Annotated in this window: 11 protein-coding genes and 1 pseudogene; 2 read left to right on the top strand and 10 right to left on the bottom strand. The window is 67.4% G+C overall.

What is annotated here, in order from left to right; translation table 11 throughout:
• Nucleotides 1-159: 159 nt before the first annotated feature.
• The 10 genes from mobF to NDR87_RS13680 all read right to left on the bottom strand — a co-directional run bounded on the left by mobF (nucleotide 160) and on the right by NDR87_RS13680 (nucleotide 14,393).
• Complete coding sequence (mobF, locus tag NDR87_RS13725) at nucleotides 160-5,673, bottom strand: MobF family relaxase (protein WP_251912188.1); 5,514 nt, start codon at nucleotides 5,671-5,673, stop codon at nucleotides 160-162.
• A 190-nt stretch (nucleotides 5,674-5,863) separates the two neighbouring features.
• A complete protein-coding gene (locus NDR87_RS13720; RefSeq protein ID WP_251912190.1) occupies nucleotides 5,864-6,196 on the bottom strand; it encodes a hypothetical protein in 333 nt (110 codons plus the stop codon).
• A gap of 53 nt (nucleotides 6,197-6,249) precedes the next feature.
• Nucleotides 6,250-6,654, bottom strand: coding sequence for a DUF6283 family protein (locus tag NDR87_RS13715; protein WP_251912192.1), 405 nt, complete (start codon nucleotides 6,652-6,654; stop codon nucleotides 6,250-6,252).
• A gap of 567 nt (nucleotides 6,655-7,221) precedes the next feature.
• The gene (locus NDR87_RS13710) at nucleotides 7,222-7,449 is read right to left on the bottom strand and encodes a hypothetical protein (RefSeq protein ID WP_251912194.1); all 228 of its coding nucleotides are present in this window, start codon (nucleotides 7,447-7,449) and stop codon (nucleotides 7,222-7,224) included.
• Nucleotides 7,450-7,700: 251 nt separating this feature from the next.
• A complete protein-coding gene (locus NDR87_RS13705) occupies nucleotides 7,701-9,140 on the bottom strand; it encodes a hypothetical protein (RefSeq protein ID WP_251912196.1) in 1,440 nt (479 codons plus the stop codon).
• A gap of 357 nt (nucleotides 9,141-9,497) precedes the next feature.
• Nucleotides 9,498-10,034 carry a single-stranded DNA-binding protein gene (ssb, locus tag NDR87_RS13700; RefSeq protein ID WP_251912198.1) on the bottom strand — a complete coding sequence of 179 codons (537 nt, stop codon included), beginning with the start codon at nucleotides 10,032-10,034 and terminating at the stop codon, nucleotides 9,498-9,500.
• A gap of 116 nt (nucleotides 10,035-10,150) precedes the next feature.
• The gene (locus NDR87_RS13695) at nucleotides 10,151-11,839 is read right to left on the bottom strand and encodes a hypothetical protein (protein ID WP_251912200.1); all 1,689 of its coding nucleotides are present in this window, start codon (nucleotides 11,837-11,839) and stop codon (nucleotides 10,151-10,153) included.
• 110 nt (nucleotides 11,840-11,949) lie between these two features.
• On the bottom strand, nucleotides 11,950-12,189 hold the full coding sequence (locus tag NDR87_RS13690) for a hypothetical protein (protein ID WP_251912202.1): 240 nt from the start codon (nucleotides 12,187-12,189) through the stop codon (nucleotides 11,950-11,952).
• Nucleotides 12,190-12,391: 202 nt separating this feature from the next.
• A complete protein-coding gene (gene dprA / locus NDR87_RS13685) occupies nucleotides 12,392-13,315 on the bottom strand; it encodes a DNA-processing protein DprA (protein ID WP_251912204.1) in 924 nt (307 codons plus the stop codon).
• A 49-nt stretch (nucleotides 13,316-13,364) separates the two neighbouring features.
• Entirely contained in the window at nucleotides 13,365-14,393 is a 1,029-nt protein-coding gene (locus tag NDR87_RS13680) for a DUF4192 domain-containing protein (RefSeq protein WP_251912206.1), read from the bottom strand.
• Between the two features lie 321 nt (nucleotides 14,394-14,714).
• On the opposite strand from NDR87_RS13680, the gene NDR87_RS13675 reads away from it, so the two are divergent.
• On the top strand, nucleotides 14,715-15,182 hold the full coding sequence (locus tag NDR87_RS13675; protein WP_251912208.1) for a hypothetical protein: 468 nt from the start codon (nucleotides 14,715-14,717) through the stop codon (nucleotides 15,180-15,182).
• 203 nt (nucleotides 15,183-15,385) lie between these two features.
• Nucleotides 15,386-16,273 (top strand): annotated as a pseudogene (locus tag NDR87_RS13670) (transposase); the annotation flags it as partial.
• Between the last annotated feature and the right edge of the window lie 44 nt (nucleotides 16,274-16,317).

The raw sequence follows: 16,317 nt of genomic DNA, 5'->3' as shown, positions 1-16,317 counted from the left end.
GTCATCGGCGCTGCCACTGAGCAACTGATGTTTTGGCAAGGCCTACAGAGGATGATCTGGGTCTGCGAAACGGGCCATTGCCATTGGCGGCGTCCTTCATTTGTCACAAGCGACCGCGGTAGCCGAGGTTCTGGGAAGGGGCTGCGGCATGGACAGAATCTAGAGCCCGATGTCGTGATCTGGTCGGCGGCTGGGATTGTCTTCCCTGCTGAGGTCGACGGCTGTCTCGGCGTCGCTCGACTGGCGGTGGCTGTCGCGTAAGTCGTCTTCGGCGGTGACCTGATCCGGTGTCAATCGCGCACGGCGGTCCTGTTCCGCGGTGAGATCGGCAAGTTCGTCGCGTAGCCAGCCACGATGAACTCGCGGCTCGTTGGACTTGGAGTCAGTGCTGCTCGACGCGGGCCCGAACAGTATGGAGTCGTTGGCTTGCAACGCGATTCGCTGTTCGATGTTGCCGATGTGTTGAGCGAGTTGCCGGTCGGTGAGAATTTGGACGGGGTCGTTCGGATCGAAGGTCGGCGTCGCTGGCGTGTCGGGGAATGGATGATCGTGGACCCAGTCGGCGATGGCGTGGCGGTCGCGACGGGAGGGTGCGTGGCGCCAGTCGTGGGCGAGTTTGGCGCGTGCCTCGGTGGCCGGGTAGAGGCTGGTGACGTGGGTACAGCGGGCCGAGATGTGGTCGACAGGGTCGTGCTCGGGGATGGCGGGGACGCCGCCGTCGCGGCAGTTCTCGCAGAGGCCGTCGTCGCCGCGCCTGTGCGAGGGTAGGGCGATGACCGCGCGTTCGATGGCGCAATGGAAGCAACAGAATCCGAGGGATCGGGGTGCCGCGGCACAGTCGTAGTCCACTGTGTACGGGTCGGGTGTGTCGCGGTGTGTGACGGACTGATAGCGGTGGTCGACGGCGTCAGGTATCGGCATGTGGTCGGGGTCGTCATCGACGGTGGCTCGGGTGGCGTGGTAGGCCTCGATGGTGGCGGTACTGCGATCGCGGGATCGTGTCGGGCGAGGGCGGGGCGGCTGGTCGGGTTGTTCGTGGTCGCGGGGGGCGGTGCGGCGCCGTTCGTCGCGTCCGAGCGTTGTGGTTGCCGTGGCGCCGGGTTGGTAGACATGTGGGTCGGTGTCGGGGATGCAGGCGTGGATGAGCGCGCGGTGCTGCGGATATCGGTCGGCGGCCCAACGGAGTCGGGCGCGAGCGACGGGAAAACTGTTGTGATAGAGGGTGTCCGCTACGCGGGTGAAGATGTCGCGTTCATCGTCACCGAGCTTGCGATCGAGCGTCCGGAACATTGTGTTGGCGTCCTTGACCCGGCCGGCGCGGAACAGTTCGGCCACGCCGCGGAGCTGCTCGGGTACCGATGATGCCGAATCAATCAGGTCGGAATGGGGTGCGGGCTGCGGTGCTCGGCTATTTGTGGCGGGGGTTTCGGGGGTGGGTTCTGTGCTGTTCATAGTCGTTGTGGGGGTTGAGCTTTCGGTGCTTGCGGTGGGGGTTGGGGGGTGGAGGATGGTTTCGATGCGCCAGGCGAGCGCGGTGGCGAGCTGGTCGGGTCGGGGTCCGGAGGCCGGGTCGGGGTGGGCGGTGAGCAGTAGTTCGTGGGCGGTGGTGAGGATGTCGGCGGGTGTCCAGCCGGTGGCGCTGTCGACGGCGGCGACGAGGCGTGGCCAGGCCGGATCGATGATGAGTTGTTCGGCGATGTCGTCGCCGAACAGGCTGTGCAACTGCGGTATCCAGTCCGGGCGTAGGTTGCGGTGGCTGATGGTGGTGAGGGCGGAGGGGTCGAAACCGAGTCGGAACCACAGTGCGGCGGCGGGCATCTCGTCGGGCAGTGGGCGCTGTTCCGCGGCGGCGGGGAGCAGGGTGTCAATGTCGATGCCGGCGGCTGCAGCGGTGTCGAGACGGTCGGCGAGCACGGGCCACCACGGATCGGTGAGTAGTCGGGTGTCGATGCCTTTGGCGAGTGCGGACCACTTGTGGACCGCGGTGTGCAGGTCGCCGAGCGCATCGGTGACCCGAGCATCGAGTAGCTGCTGGTGATCGCGTTCACGGACCGCGTGACGGGAGGGGCCGGTCGGGCGCAGGTCGGTGTCGGAGACGCGGTTAGCGGCCCGCCACACCGCGAGGTCGGTGAGCAGGCGCGGATTGGCGAGGACGGGCCGCGCCCATACCGGCGCCGCGGCCGCTGACCATTCGGCGGTGGTCTGGGTGATCTGGTGGGCGAGTTCGGCGATAATTCGGTGGCGGGCGCGGAGATGGTCGGTGACCGGATCGGGTGGCAGGTTGGCGGGGACGTTGGGCAGCCACGGCAGTGGGCCAGTGCTGGTGGAGTGGTTGCCGCTGGAGTCCAGGCGCCAGTCCAGCACCGCCGCAACATCTTTGGCGGTATCGAGTTCACGTGCCAGTGCGGCGTCGGACAGGGCGGTGATGGGGTCGCGGCCCGACCACGCGATCGTCGCCAGATGCTGCCGCAGCATTGGGTAGGCGGGGGCGTCGGCGAGACGGGGCCAGAGCTGTTGGGCGGCCTGGTCGATGCGGGCGAGCACGGTAGAGCCGATGGCCTGTTCGGCGGCGAGCCCCAGTGCGTCGAGGTAGATATCGACGGCGGGTCCGAGCCGATTGTGGGGGTCGAGGGCGTCGCGGAGTTCGGCGTGCGGGGATATCTGGGCGGCGTCGCGGTCGAGGATGCGGAGCAGGACTTCCACCGCGGTGCGCGGGAACAGGCCGGGTTCGGTCCAGAACGAGGCTTCGCTGCCGTCGATCGCGGTCGGGACGTAGAGGTGATTGGTCGCGGCGCCGCGGGTGAGGGCGACATAGAGCTGGTTGCGGGATTCGAGCCCGGTGAGCACGACATGGCAGGTGTCGGTGGTGATGCCTTGCGCAGAGTCGATGGTGGCCGCGTACCCGAGCCGCACCTGCGCGCGCACATACTCCGGTGGCAGCACTGTCGTGGCGCCGCGCTGGCGGCCCTGACGCAGGTGGGTGACCGCCAGACTCCCATCCTCGCGGACGGCGTCGACGACCCACCGGTAGCCGTTGCGAACCCAATCCCGCTCACCCAACCGAATCCGGGGCGCGTTACGGCGTGTGGCGATGATGTCCCCGGCCGAGGCACACAGCTCATCGGACAGCCGGGTTTCCGCGCCCGGTGTCCCGGTGCGGGCGAGGCGTTCTACGCGGGCACGGTCGTTGAGTTCGGTGACGGTCTCGTGCGTGGGTGCGAGCATGACCGCGTCACGACCATCGCGATCGTCGGCGATCCAGGCGGCAAATGCCTGATCGTGCGCGGCGCCGGGCGCCCCGGAATGCACTCTTTGTTGGTCGAGATAGAACCCGAACGCGGCCGGATCACCCTCGCGAACCAACAGACTCGCGGACGCTTCCGCGGCGTCGGCGAACCGCACCACGTGAGTGAGAGTGGCGTCTGCGGTGTCGAGCGTGGTGCCGCCGGCCTCGATCGACGGCAGTTGATGGTCGTCGCCGACACACCGGATCGTCGCGCCGCGCTGGACCAGGAACTCGAACAGTCGCAGGCGTTTGTCGTCGCCGAGGCGCACATGCTCGTCGACGATCACGAGAGTTCCGTTGTCGATTTGCAGCATCCACTGAGGCAACGGCGGCGGAAAGCCGGGGTCGTCACGCGCCGGATCGGGGGTGTGGTGGGTCAGGACGGTGAGCAGTTTGTCGACCGTTTCCGCGCGCACCGTGGTGGCTTCGGCGAGCACGGCGGCCGCCTTGGCGGTGGGGGCGAGACCGAGCACGGTGCCACCCGAGGCGTGCCAGGCGTCAACCAGCACGCGCATCGCGGTGGTTTTTCCGGTGCCCGCGGGCGCGTTCGCGGTAGCGATCCGGCTCGGTGAGGTGGCAAATTCGGTGACGGCGGCGACCTGTCCCGCGTTGAGCCGGCGCTCGCAATTGTCGGGATCGGTGTTGTAGTCGCGGATCGCGGCGGCCACGAACCGTTCGGGAATGGTGCGGGCGCCGGTCTGGTTCGACAGCTCGATCAGCCTCGCTGCGACCGCCAATCGGCGTGGTGAGGTGTAGGACTGAGCGCCCGCGACCGTGTGCACGCTGGCGCCGTCACGACGGCGGAACACCTCCGGTACCTCGCCCAGAACGGGCTCGGCGACAAGATCGGGATCGCCGCGCGCCAGACTCCGCGACGGGTCCAGCGCCGCCGCGAGGACCCTGGAGGTGACCCGTTCCCACTGATCGCGGGCGACCAGGCCGCGGAGTTGACGCTCGGCTTCGCTGCGCAAGTGATGCGCGCGCCATGTCCCACGCTCGGCCGACACCGTCGCCACCACCTGATCGGCCAGACGAGCGATCCGTGCGGTGTCGAACTGTTGGCGGGGCCGCCGTGGTTGCCGCAGGATCTGGGACACCTTGTGGTTGAGGGCTTTTCGGCCGCCGAGGATCTGCTCAGCATCGCGGCGCCAGGCGGCGCGCTGCTCGATCCACGACCGCGAGCCGTGCTTGCGTGGACGGGTCTCGAGGGTGGCGCGCTCCATGAGCGCGAACATCTCCTTCGGCATCGGCTCGCGGCCGAGCTGCTGTTGAAACAGCGAGGCGAGTTCCCCAAGGCGGGTCGTGATGGCATGGTCGCGCCGCGACCAATGCTCGGCCAAAGCCCAGGGAAGACCGACAATTTCACGGATCGGACGCTTCGTCGGATCAGTGAACCTCTCCGCGAACGCCAGGCCCAGATCGGCATCCAGATGCTGTTCGAGGCGGGAGTTGTAGATCTCCGACACCGTGACCACCAAGCGGTAGATCATGGCGCCATCCAGGGTGCGCCACAGTCCGTTGAGGGTGCGGACCCGATTGGCGATCACCACGTGGGTGTGCAGATCCGGGTCCCCGGCACGGGATTGACGATGAGTGAACCGGGCCGCGACCACACCTTCCACGTCCACTTGGCGGATACCGTTGCGACCCAACCGGGTATAGACCCCGTGCTGCTCCAGCCACCTGATGGCGTCGTCGACAGCGCGATCATGGGCGGCGGCGATGCGCTCAGGGGTGTTCTTCGGTGCGATGGCCCACAGCGCCGACACGCTCTTGACCGGAGAGAACGTGATGTCGAAACCGGCCACCGCCGCCGATGCCGGCCGCGAGTTCTTCGCCACCCACCCGGACAACTCGCGCGCATCCAGCGACGCACGCCCGTACTGTTCGGTGAACATGCCGGCGGCGACCTCGGTGCGGATCCGAGCGCGAATGTCATCGGAAATCCCTGCGGTCGGCTCGTTTCCGGAGGTGACATTATGCTCGGAAAATGCTTGCCCGCAACGCTCGCGGAACGCATTATCGGCCACGTAAACGCGGTAGGGATTGCCCAATCGAGTCGCTTTATCCGCAGCATGCTCGGCCTCTTTACGGGATGCACCCTTGTCCATTTCTGTGTCGATGACACGCGCTTGGATCGCCTCGGCGTCTGGATGGCGGCCCATCCCGAACAGGGCTTCCATCTGCTTTTCGGTCACCTGATCGCCCGGTTGGAGCCCGAGAGCGGCTAGTCCGGAGCCGTGCCAGGTGCCGGGTGCCTCACCGTGTGCGGAGTAATAGTCGGCTAAACCGTCGGGCTTGGGATCGGTGGAATCGGCAGCAGCGACCTGCTGGACGTAATACAGATAACCACTCCCAGCCAAGACCTTGTGCAGCGTCGCTGTCATAGATCCATTCAGCTCGCGAATGAGCTAAAATTCAAGGATTTGGAGGTACGCTGTTTGCGTCAAAACTTAGGGGCGGTCAACATGGTTCCAGCGCATCCGCTTCGGGAGTGCATCTGGCTGGCGTGACGAGTAGGAAGTTTCGGGAGTGCCGCAGTCTTTTGGAACGCCATGGTTCTGTGACAGTCGCTGATCAAAGCGACCAAAGCCGGATTTCCTCGCCGTATTCGGCGATCGTGTCGAGACGCCTGTCGTCGGCGTAGATCGCGCTGAAGTCGGTTTCGACGGCATCGAACCGGTGTCTGTCCAGGTATGGGCACCAGCGGTGGGCGATGGTCAGGCAGGTGGCGTGCATCGCCGCATCGCCGAGGATGTAGCTGTCGGGGGTCAGGATCACCCAGGCGCGGCGCGGAAGTAATTCACCGCAGACCTGGCAAATCCACTCGGCCTGGCATCGCAACAGGCGAGCGGCATCAATGCGGGCCCAGGTCGGACCTTCGGCGCTGACACGGGTGACCCAGGGCACGGGCCTGCCGTCCATTCTCGGTCGGGGTAGGCCCGCAGCGGTTTCGTTGCGGTTCAAGGTGTTTCCGGTCGATGGGCTTTCGCCTCGACCATGTCGGAGTATGAGGTGTGGAGCTCGGGCCAGTCAGGGCCTGCTTCGAGTGCGGCCGGATCGAGGCGCTTGCTGTGGACAGCGAGGCGGACGCCAAGGTGGTAGTAGCCCACGGTGGCGAGCCATCCGGCACAAGCTTCCTCATGGCCTTCGGGGCTTTTGTGGCAGGCGAAGAGTGGAGCATCCAGCCATACTTCCTGGCCGGGACTGCCTGTGGTGGCTGCCAGGTAGTCGAAACGGTCTTGACTGAATTGTCCGGGTGCTGTGTCGCGTCGCCAGGGACATTCAGCGCAGGGGAATTTGCGGTGTCGCACCGATTCGATGGGCTCAGCGGGATCGTCACAGTGCGGATGTTGTGGTGCCGTCATCAGTTTGCCTTCCCATCCGGTACGCGTAGCTGATCGTAGCGGCGGCAGGTAGGGGACGGGTGAGGTTGAGGTGGCTCATCGCGGTATATCGAACGCAGCCGAAGTCGGCCAGGGAGGTCCAGCGCCCTGCGGTAACCCAGTGTGGGCCAGGTAGATCGGGCAGGACGAGGGTGATCACGTCAGTGGCAAGGTGGAACAACCCGGCGGGTGAGGTCGGCGGGGATGTGTCCCGAAGGTGGCGAGCTCGTCGCGGATGTGCTTGGCGATCAGGTGCTTTCCGGGCGACCGGCCGGGGAGCGACCGAGTTGCTGTATTGGCTTAGGAAGCGCGTGCGCCGACTCGGAACCCTTACATTTTCGAGATAGTCCGGAATGTGACCTCGGATGCAAGAGGTCTGCCTGTTGTGAGTGAGTGGCAGGGGTGGTGGGGATGAGGATGGTGGCGGTTGGTGGTGCGGTTGTGTGAGTGAGAGGTGGAGAGGGAGGGTTCATGGGTGGGGGATGTGCTGGAAGGGCTGGTAGGTGAACGGGGTTGCCTACCAGCCCTTCCGGTCCTGGAAAAATGCGGTCAGGCGTCGGAGCCGGGACCGCGGTCGCGGCGGCGGCGCGGGTTGCACGCGAGAATGATGTTGAACACGGAGCCCCCGGCGAACGGGTCGGGCGCGTAGCGGCTGCAGGTGATTCGGAGGAAAGATTGGCCGGTGGCGTCTTTCCAGCGGGCCCAACCGAGGTCGAAGGCGACGCTGGCGGCAGCGAGGGCGGCCAGGATCGAGAACAGCGGGCTGTCGAAGGACACCGGGAATCTGCAGAGGCTGGTCGTGGTGCTGGGAGAGCGGGCATGTCAGTGGTCGGGTGGGTCGGTGGTGCGGGGGACGTGGTGGATGGAGATTTGAATCTTGTCCGGCAGGAGCAGTCCGATGCGGATGCCGAGCAGGTAGTCGATGAGGTGGTGAGGCATGCGCGGTGCTCCGAGGTAGGCGGCTGGTGGTCCGGCCCGCCGCGGGGGTGGTCACCGTGGCGGGCCGGGGTAGGGGCGTGCGTTGTCTGTCAGGCGGCGCGCTGGCGGGCAGAGGGAATGGGCAGGCCGAGCCAGACGCGGCATTCAGTGCAGTAGCCGTCGTCGTAGATGCCACGAATACGCGTGCAGCCGTCGCATCGAGCCTGACGCTGCCCGAGCGGCAGAACCGGTCCGCGACGCGCAGTGCGAGCGGTGGGCCTGGCGCGCTCGGACGATTCAGCGGGAACCGATGACTCCTCGGTGACAGGCCGTGTGGTGACGAGAGTTTCGTCGATCACCGGACGGAGCCAGCGTGGGGCGCGGCGGCGGGTCTCGGCGAGCACTGCGTGCGCGGCGTCGGGGTGAAGCTCGGCCGGGTCGCGGGTAGTGAGGAAACGGCAGTAGGCGCGAGCGAGATCGCGACCGGTGAATCCAGCGGGCAACTCCGGCAGGCCGGGACGATCGTCGCGGCAGAAATCGCACAGGCCGTCGTCGCTGCGCCGGTGTCCGTTATGGACGTGGAGGGCGCGCTGGTCGGCGAGGGCGCGTTCGATGAAGCACGACACGCACCGCCACCCGACGATGGGGTTCATCGCCTCGTGGTCGTAGTCGAGACCATTACCGCCCGACGGGATTTCCTCACGCATGTCCCCACGCAACCGGGTGCGCCTGCCCGCCTGCACGAGCGCGTTCTCTTCGGAGATGGGGCGCTTGCCCGCGAGAGCAACGGCGCGCATGCGCTGCTCGGCGACGTAGTGCACCAACTCGTAATCCCAGCGCTCGCGCAAGTAGTCGGCGTCGGCTGGGGGAGTATGGCCAGGGTAGAGCGGCGTCCACTCTGCGGGTTCGGGATCGGGAAGCAGTCCGCGGGTGCGCAGCCGGTCCTCCTTGGCCCGCAGCTTGGCGAGTTCGCGCGCGGCGGTGTCGATGTAGAGCTGTTCGCCGACGTAGGCGGTGACGTCGGCCGGTTCAACGGTGGCGGGGCGGCGCTTGCCGCGGGCCAGGATCCGCTTGCGGACCTGCTCGACGCTCGAGGTCGCGGTGGCGCGCGACGGCGCGAGGAAGAGGCGCCCGGGTGCGTTGCGCCAGAATCGGATCGACTGGCGCGGCATCTCGGCGACGGCCAGACCGGTGTGCTCGGCGAAGTACTCGTCTTCGACGCTGGTCTTGTTGCGGCGGGCGCGCCGCTCGATCACAGCGAGGCGGTCGGCGCGGTCTCGGACATACAGGTGCGGGTCGGTATCGGGCAAAAGCCGCAGCATCCGCTCCCGCTGCGTCTCGTCACCAGCCCACTTCGCCTCTAGGCGGCGCAGCGCGGTCGGAAACGGGTAGCAGACGAAGCTTTCGATCATGTCGTCGAGAAATTCATGATCGGCAGGGGTGGCGAGTTCGAGCGCGGCGGTGAAGCGGTCGCGGGCCGCGCGCCGGTCGTAAGCGAAGGTGATATCCAAATCTGCGATGGCATCGAGGAACGCACGAGAGTCGGTCACGTCACTGCTCCTGTTCGATTTCCGTTGAGAGAGGACACCCGCCGCGATCACGAACCCCGCGCACGGGCTGTCCGGCTGGTCCGGATGACCAGCCGAGTGCGCAAGACCGGGGCGGGACGCGACGCACCGGCCGGGAACGCGCCGAGACGCGCGCGAGCGAATTCCCGCGCACAACAGCCGTGGTGGGACGGTCGCGGTCGCCGCGCCGGGGAATTCGGTTGCGCCGGGCGCGGTCTCGGTGGGCGCGGCGCGGCCCGACCTGGTAGCCCTCGGAATGGCTGGTCAGCCGGACCAGCCGGACAGTCACCCCCGAACCCACCCGACGCCGCCGAGGCCCCGGGTGGGTTACCTGAGAGATCAAAATCCGGGGTCGTCCCCGCCCGCAGCCGCGGCAGCGAATGCCGGTGCGGCCCACGGATCGTCAGCGGTGGTCTGCGATGCGGCAGAGTCGGAGGCGGGATCGGTGGATGCGGGCTGGCCGAACCCGTTGCGGCTGGTGGCCCGTCGCCGCGTCAGTGACGTGACGTTGGACCGGTTGCGCGTGATCGTGGCGGTCGCGAACCGCAGCGACACGGCGACCTCGTCTGCTTCCAGCTCCACCACGGTGCGCTTCTCCCCTTCGGGGGTGGTGAAGGAGCGCTTCTTGAGCGCGCCAGTAACCACGACCCGCGATCCGCGAGTCAGGCTTTCGGCCACGTTCTCCGCTGGTTGGCGCCACTGGCTGCACCGCATGAAAAGGGCTTCCCCGTCGCGCCACTCACCGGCGTTGCGGTCGTAATAACGTGGAGTGGAGGCGACGGTGAAGTTGACCACCGCGTCCCCGGACGGCACGAACGTCAATTCCGGATCAGTAGTCAGATTCCCGACGATCGTCAACGTCGTGTGTGTCGTCATGGACGAGTCTCCTCAGCATAGGAAAGCAGTGGACGAGAACGGGGTGCGTCGCCGCACTAGCCGCACGACGGCGGCAGGTCTCGGCGACGCACCCGATGGAGTGAGTCGAATGCGGTTCAGGCGGCGTCGATGTCGATGCTGTCGGCGTCGAGGAGCCCGGCCGCCGCTTGCTCCACCTCGTCGAGGTGATAGGTCAGTGGTTCGTCGAGCCCGGCGAGGAACCGGAGATAGTCCTGCACCGCCGTGCTCTTGTATCGCCACAGGGTCTTGTCGATGCGCGACTCCAGTGCGCCCAGGACCAAGCCGAGCACGATCACCCAGGCGCGATCCGCGGTGGACTGTTCGGCCGCGTCGGTGAGCCCGGTGACGGAGTTGCGGATGCCGAGCAGCTCACGCGCGGTGGGTTGGGCGTGGCAGCGGCTGAGCAGTTGGTGGTCGCGCACGAGCGCGCGGGCCACGAATGCCGCGGCCTGCGGCGGGGGCGCCGCCGCGCGGAGCAGCTCGGCGACGGCTTTTTCCCGTCGCTCCTTGGCCGCGAGGCCACGCTCGTTGAGCTTGCGCACTCGGCGTCGCGCGATCCGGGCGGCTTCGCGATCGGCCGCTGCGTCGGTGGCGTGGTCGAGCAGCGCGCCGTCGACGGGCTCGAAGGGACGCATGCGCAGTCCGCTGCCGTCGAGCTGGTCGGCGGGCATGAAATAAATCGGCGTCCACCGGTCCCGCCGCTCGACACTATCGGCGTGGCGCATTCCTTGCGCGGGTTCGAGTTCGCTGTCGTCGCTGGTGTTCCAGTCGACGCTGTCGGGGTCGACCAGCTCGCCAGTCTCGCGGTCGACGATATCGGCGTCCTCGTCGACGTCGACGTAGACCAACCACCGTTCGGCGTCGCCGTAGATCGTGTCTTCGGTGACCGCGTCGCCGGTGTCGGTCTCGAGCAACTCGGGAGGGATGAACTCCGGTGCCACGCCCGCCGTCGAGGGCTCGCCGGTGAGCACTCCGAAGCCGAGCGCGCCGTAGAGCAGCGACGCCTGCAACCGGGCGCGTTCGGTCGCCCGTTCCACCGCGATGCGGTGCGCGGTCATGCTCACCCGCCACGACGGCTCGGTCTCCAACCGCGCGACCGCGTCGGTGTCGCCGAGGTTTTCGTAGTCGGCGATCAGCTGCAGATGTTCGAGGGAGTACCCGTCGTCGAGCATCCGTTGCGCGGTGGGCGATTTCCCGATCGCGGCCTGGGCCTTGACTCGAGACCGCTTACGCTGCAACCCCTTCGCCACCCGGGTCACCGACGCGCCCAGATCGAGCATCAACGCGACCGCGGCCGCGTCGTCGGCCCGGGTCATCGGGATACGGCGATGGTTGGCGTTGAGCTGCCGCAGCATAGTCCGGATCCGGTGCTCGTTGTCGGGCACCGTGGTGTCGCGGACGCTCACCCATACCGGTACCTTCTCGATGCCGACCTCGAGAGCGATCAGGGTGCGGATCTGGCCCTCCCACACGTGCAGGGAGCCGTCGGGTTGACGTTCTGCGCAGATCGGGACCAGAACCCCGAACTCGCGGATCGACTCCTTGTCCTCGGGATAGTCGTCGAGCAAGAACGTCTTTCGCACGTTTTCCCCGATGACGAGCTCGGCAGGGTCGATCCGCACTGCTTCGACAGTCGGCCAACCGCCCGGCGTGAGGAGTTCCTCTCCGCCCGCGGTGGTGGCCGGGTCGGTGGGGACATGTGCGGCGTCGATGATCTCGGCGGGGTCCTCGCCGGCGGGTGGATCGAGAACCGCTGTCGCGGTGGTTGTTTCGGGTGAACCCATATCGGTCTCCTACTCTGTCGGCACGACGACGAACGGGGCCATCCAGCGTCGACCAGGGAGTCGATGCTGGCTGGCTTATGCGGGAAACCCGCAGGTGCAGTGAGTCGGGGTCAGGCGGCGGCTTGCGAGCGTGTCGTGCGGGCGACATTGAGCGGTCGCAGCCGCAGCACACCGTCGTCGGTCTCGGTGTAGGCCCAGTACCGGCCCCGCCAGTCGGGGTGATCGGCACGCCACCGCGTGATGACCGCGGAGTCCTCGATCATGGGAGCGGGGCCCGCGAGTCCGCGATGCACGCACCGCTCGTACTCGGCGCGGGACATGGTGACGGTCGCTGTCCTGGAAGAAGACATCACAACTCTCCTACTCATGGGGGAATCGGTTACCGAGATGCGTTGCGGGGCAGTGGGTGCAGTCCACGACATCGACAGACAGCGGATCGACTTCCTCCGGCCGGGGGCGCTGACGCTGATGCGGTCACGTGACCACGAGCTGATCAACGGGTGATAGTCGAAGGCGCCCCTTCCTGCAGCGCAGCGGATCTGCATGTCGAGGTCAGTGAGCGGGTTCGGTACCGGCGCGATGGGTGAGGATGTTGAGGACATCCTCGGTGCTGGTGGCCAGCCGGGCATGGCCGTCGCGAATGAGTTGATGGCAGCCGCGGGAGGCGGCGGAGTAGATCGAGCCGGGCACCGCGGCCACGGGCCTGCCCAGCTGGTATGCCCACCGCGCGGTGTTGAGGGTGCCCGAGCGCAGTCCGGCTTCACAGACCACGACACCGGTCGACAGGGCGACGGTCAGGCGATTGCGATGGATGAATCGGTCGCGGCGCGCGGGCTCGCCCGGCGGGTACTCCGAGACGATCAGCCCGTTGTCGAGGATGCGGGTGAACAGATCGGCGTTCTGACTCGGATACAGCCGGTCCAGACCGCAAGGCAGCACCGCGACCGTGGGTCTCCCGCAGCGCAGCGCCGCGGCATGCGCGGCAGCATCGACCCCGAACGCGCCGCCGCTGACGACATTCCACCCTCGGGTCGTGAGTTCTCCGGCGAGGTCTGCCGCCACATGAATGCCGTAGTCGGTCGCGGCGCGCGCCCCGACCACAGCCACCGTGTACGCCGAATACGCGTCGAGCCGGTGCTGCCCGCGGGTCCACAAGGCCACCGGCGCGAACGCGTCGGGTGCGAGGGTGTCGAGGTCGGCGAGTCGGCCCGGCCAGGAGTCGTCGTCGCGGGTGAGCAATCGGCCACCGACCCCATCGATGTGCGCCAGATCGTGGTCGGCCTGAGCCCAGGCATCGCGGGCCGCGCGGAAATCGCCGGAGCGTGAGGCGATTCGCGCGGCGGCCTCCACCACGTCCTGCGTGGTGAGGGCATGGTGGACCGAGTGGGGGACGTCGAGGGAGGCGCGCGACAGCAGCGCCCACGCCCGCAGACGACGTTCGTGATCGAGGACCGGTTCGGGCGCAGCGGAATTCACGGATGATCCTTCTAAGGGTGGAAGGGGCTTTGGCTGGAAAGGACCGAGCTCACCCGGCGCGTGGGGAAGGATGGTCGGAATCAATCGAGGGGGATGCCGAGCCTGTCGGCTGCTGTGTGCCCGGTGGTCGCCAGCGACCGCAGTTGCTCGATCGGTGGATGGCTGATGAGTGTGCGTGCCCACGATTGTGCGGGTGCCCGGGTTCGTCGACCAGGATGGTGCGCAACGCCGTACCTGCCAGCCATAGTTTGTCGGCGAGGATGGCCGCGCTTGCGGTCAGCAGAGCAGCCTGCGTGCGGCGACCGGGCGGCAACGCCTGCCAGGTGAGCGTCCACAGATCCAGCGCGGCAACTGCGCGGCGAGTGGTGGCCAGGGCGTGACAGCAGTCGCGCACGAGGTCGTCGTCGAGGATCAGGGTCAGCTCGACCACGTCCTGCGCGCTGGGCCAGCGGTGCGCCGCGATGCTGTCGACCAAGCGCAGGACGACACGGAGCTGATCTCGGTGGCGGGAACGCAGGTCGGCGTCGGCGGCCGGGGAGGGTTCCGCGCGTCGCTCGGTGAGCTGGGCGGCGACCTGCGCGGCCAGGCCCGATTGCGGGCCGGTCAAATCGAGCGGGGATGGAGAGTGGCCGGGCTGGGGCCGCTCGAATGCCTGCCCGGCGATGTCGGCGTGAACGACGCTCCACCACGGCTGCCCCGCGGCGACCTCGGGTGTGGCCCACGCATCCATCAACGGAACACCCCAGACCAGCGTTGCGCGTTCCCGCAGCAGCGCGATCACGTAGTCGTAGCGGTCACGGGGCTCGCGGGTGTGGAGGTCGTCGTCGATGATGACCGCGCACAACAGGTCCGGGTGGAAGTAGGCGCACAGGTCGAAGGCGGCCATCGCGATCGACTGCGCATCGATCGCGCCGTCTGGCAGCAGGAGATCGCACCGGCGCACGTGGGTGGCACGCAGCAGCTGATCGGGAACATCGGTGCGGTCCAACAGGATCAACACCATGGACCGTCGAGGTGTGTAACCGAGCCATGGTGGGAGCGCGGCGATCACTGCGCCCGGATTCTCGATAGCGACCATTGCGTAACTCCTGCTCTCCTGCACGGGATTCGGACTCCTGCCGTCGACCGTGCAGGCTTTCCGGGCGCGCGGCGGTGAGTCACGGCGTGGGCTGGCGGGCGGCCGGATGGGGGCGCGGTGTCGGCGGGTTGGGCGGTAGGGTGGTGGGGCGAGGGACTGACCGGCATGTTCGTGGCGCCTGTCAGGAGGCTTGTCATGGCCGAGAACACTCGTCGCGGTCCGCGTGGTGCGGCCCGCTCACCCGAACTCACCGCCCGGATGGAACGGGCGTCAGCCCGGATCGGGGAATTGCGGTCCGCGCAACGGGAACGGGAGAAGACGGTGAAGGCGCGGGTGCGGGAGTTTCACCGCGCCTGGGCGGCGATCGCGCTGGTTCGGACGAACTGTGACCGCGACATCGCCGATCTCGAACAGAAAATTGCCGAAATCAGAGCGCAGGCCGCCGCCGAGATCGACAACCACAACCGCGTCCAAGCCGCCGCGGCAGCCGCCATCCGCGCCCAGCGCTACACCGAGGAGGAAGTGGCCGATCTGCTGGATATCACGGTGAAACAGGCCCGCCAACTGATCACCCGCGACAACCGTCCCAGCCAAGCGCGGACACCGGAACCGGACCCGCGCAAACCCCGGACGAGGCACCGGCACACTGCCACCAGCTCAGGGCCCGACCATGGACCCGAACCAGCGTCCGAGGGACGTGGGATCATCGACAGTCGCGGCCCCACGGCGAGGGCCGAACCCAGCGCTGGCGAGGGTGGTGGTATCGGGGCGTCCCGTGAACCTGCCTAGGACTCGTCGTCGGTGCGGTCGGACTCCGGTGCGGGAATGTAGGCGGGGATGTGGGACAGGCTAGTTAGAAACTGGTATCGGGATCGGATCCTGGCCAGGATTCGGTCCAGGTGCCCGGTGTGGTGCTCTCACAGCGGCTGCCCACCGTCTTCGCTGGTGTGGCTCTCAAATTGGCTTGCCTCCCATCGGGCGCCGTGCCGGGAATGGCTGAAGAGGGGTCTGCCCAGCTCGAAGTAGCGGTGCCTTCCCGTGCGACACCATCGATGTCGAATCGGGAGGATGTGCTGGTGACGGTCATCATCGGAATGGACCCGCACAAGAGATCGGCCACGATCGAGATCATCGACAGTACCGCGACGGTGCTGCTGACCGGGCGGTATGACACCAACACCGCCGGATACACCGAAATGCTCAACGCCGCACAACGATTCAACGACCGCATCTGGGCGATCGAGGGCTGCAACGGTGTCGGCCGTCACCTGGCTCACCGCCTGGTCCACGACGGTGAAACCGTGGTCGACGTTTCAGCGAAATTGTCCGCGCAGGTGCGGGTCTTCGCCACCGGCAACGGCCGCAAAACCGACCCGGTCGACGCGCATCCGGTCGCGTTGGCGGCACTGCGCTCGCCGAATCTGCGCCGGGTGCACGCCGACCCGGAACTGGTCGCACTGGGCATGCTCGCCGACCGTCGCGACGAGCTCGGCCGGGCCCGCACCGACACCGTCAACCGGCTGCATCGGCTGCTGCTGGAACTGCTGCCCGGCGGGGCGAAGAAGTTTCTGTCGGCCATGCAAGCCCGGAAACTGGTCGCGACCGTGAAGCCGCGGGATCCGGCGGGCAAGGTCCGCCGTCGTTCGGCGGTGGAGGTGATCGAGGATCTGGAACGGATCGACCGCAAGATCAAGACCGCGGACAAAGAGCTGCGTGAGCTGGTCGGCGAGCGCGGTCCGCTCTTGCTCGAGCTGAACGGCATCGGACCATCCGGCGCGGCGCGGCTACTGGCCGATGTCGCTGATATCCACCGATTCTCCGATCGGGGCCGGTTCGCGTCCTGGAACGGCACCGCCCCGCTGGATGCGTCTTCGGGTGAGCAGAAACGACACTGGCTCTCCCGCGCCGGGAACCGGAAGATCAA

Source organism: Nocardia sp. CDC159 (assembly GCF_023740735.1).
GTDB classification, from domain to species: Bacteria; Actinomycetota; Actinomycetes; order Mycobacteriales; family Mycobacteriaceae; genus Nocardia; species Nocardia pulmonis.
This window is presented reverse-complemented; position numbering and strand designations above follow the sequence as displayed.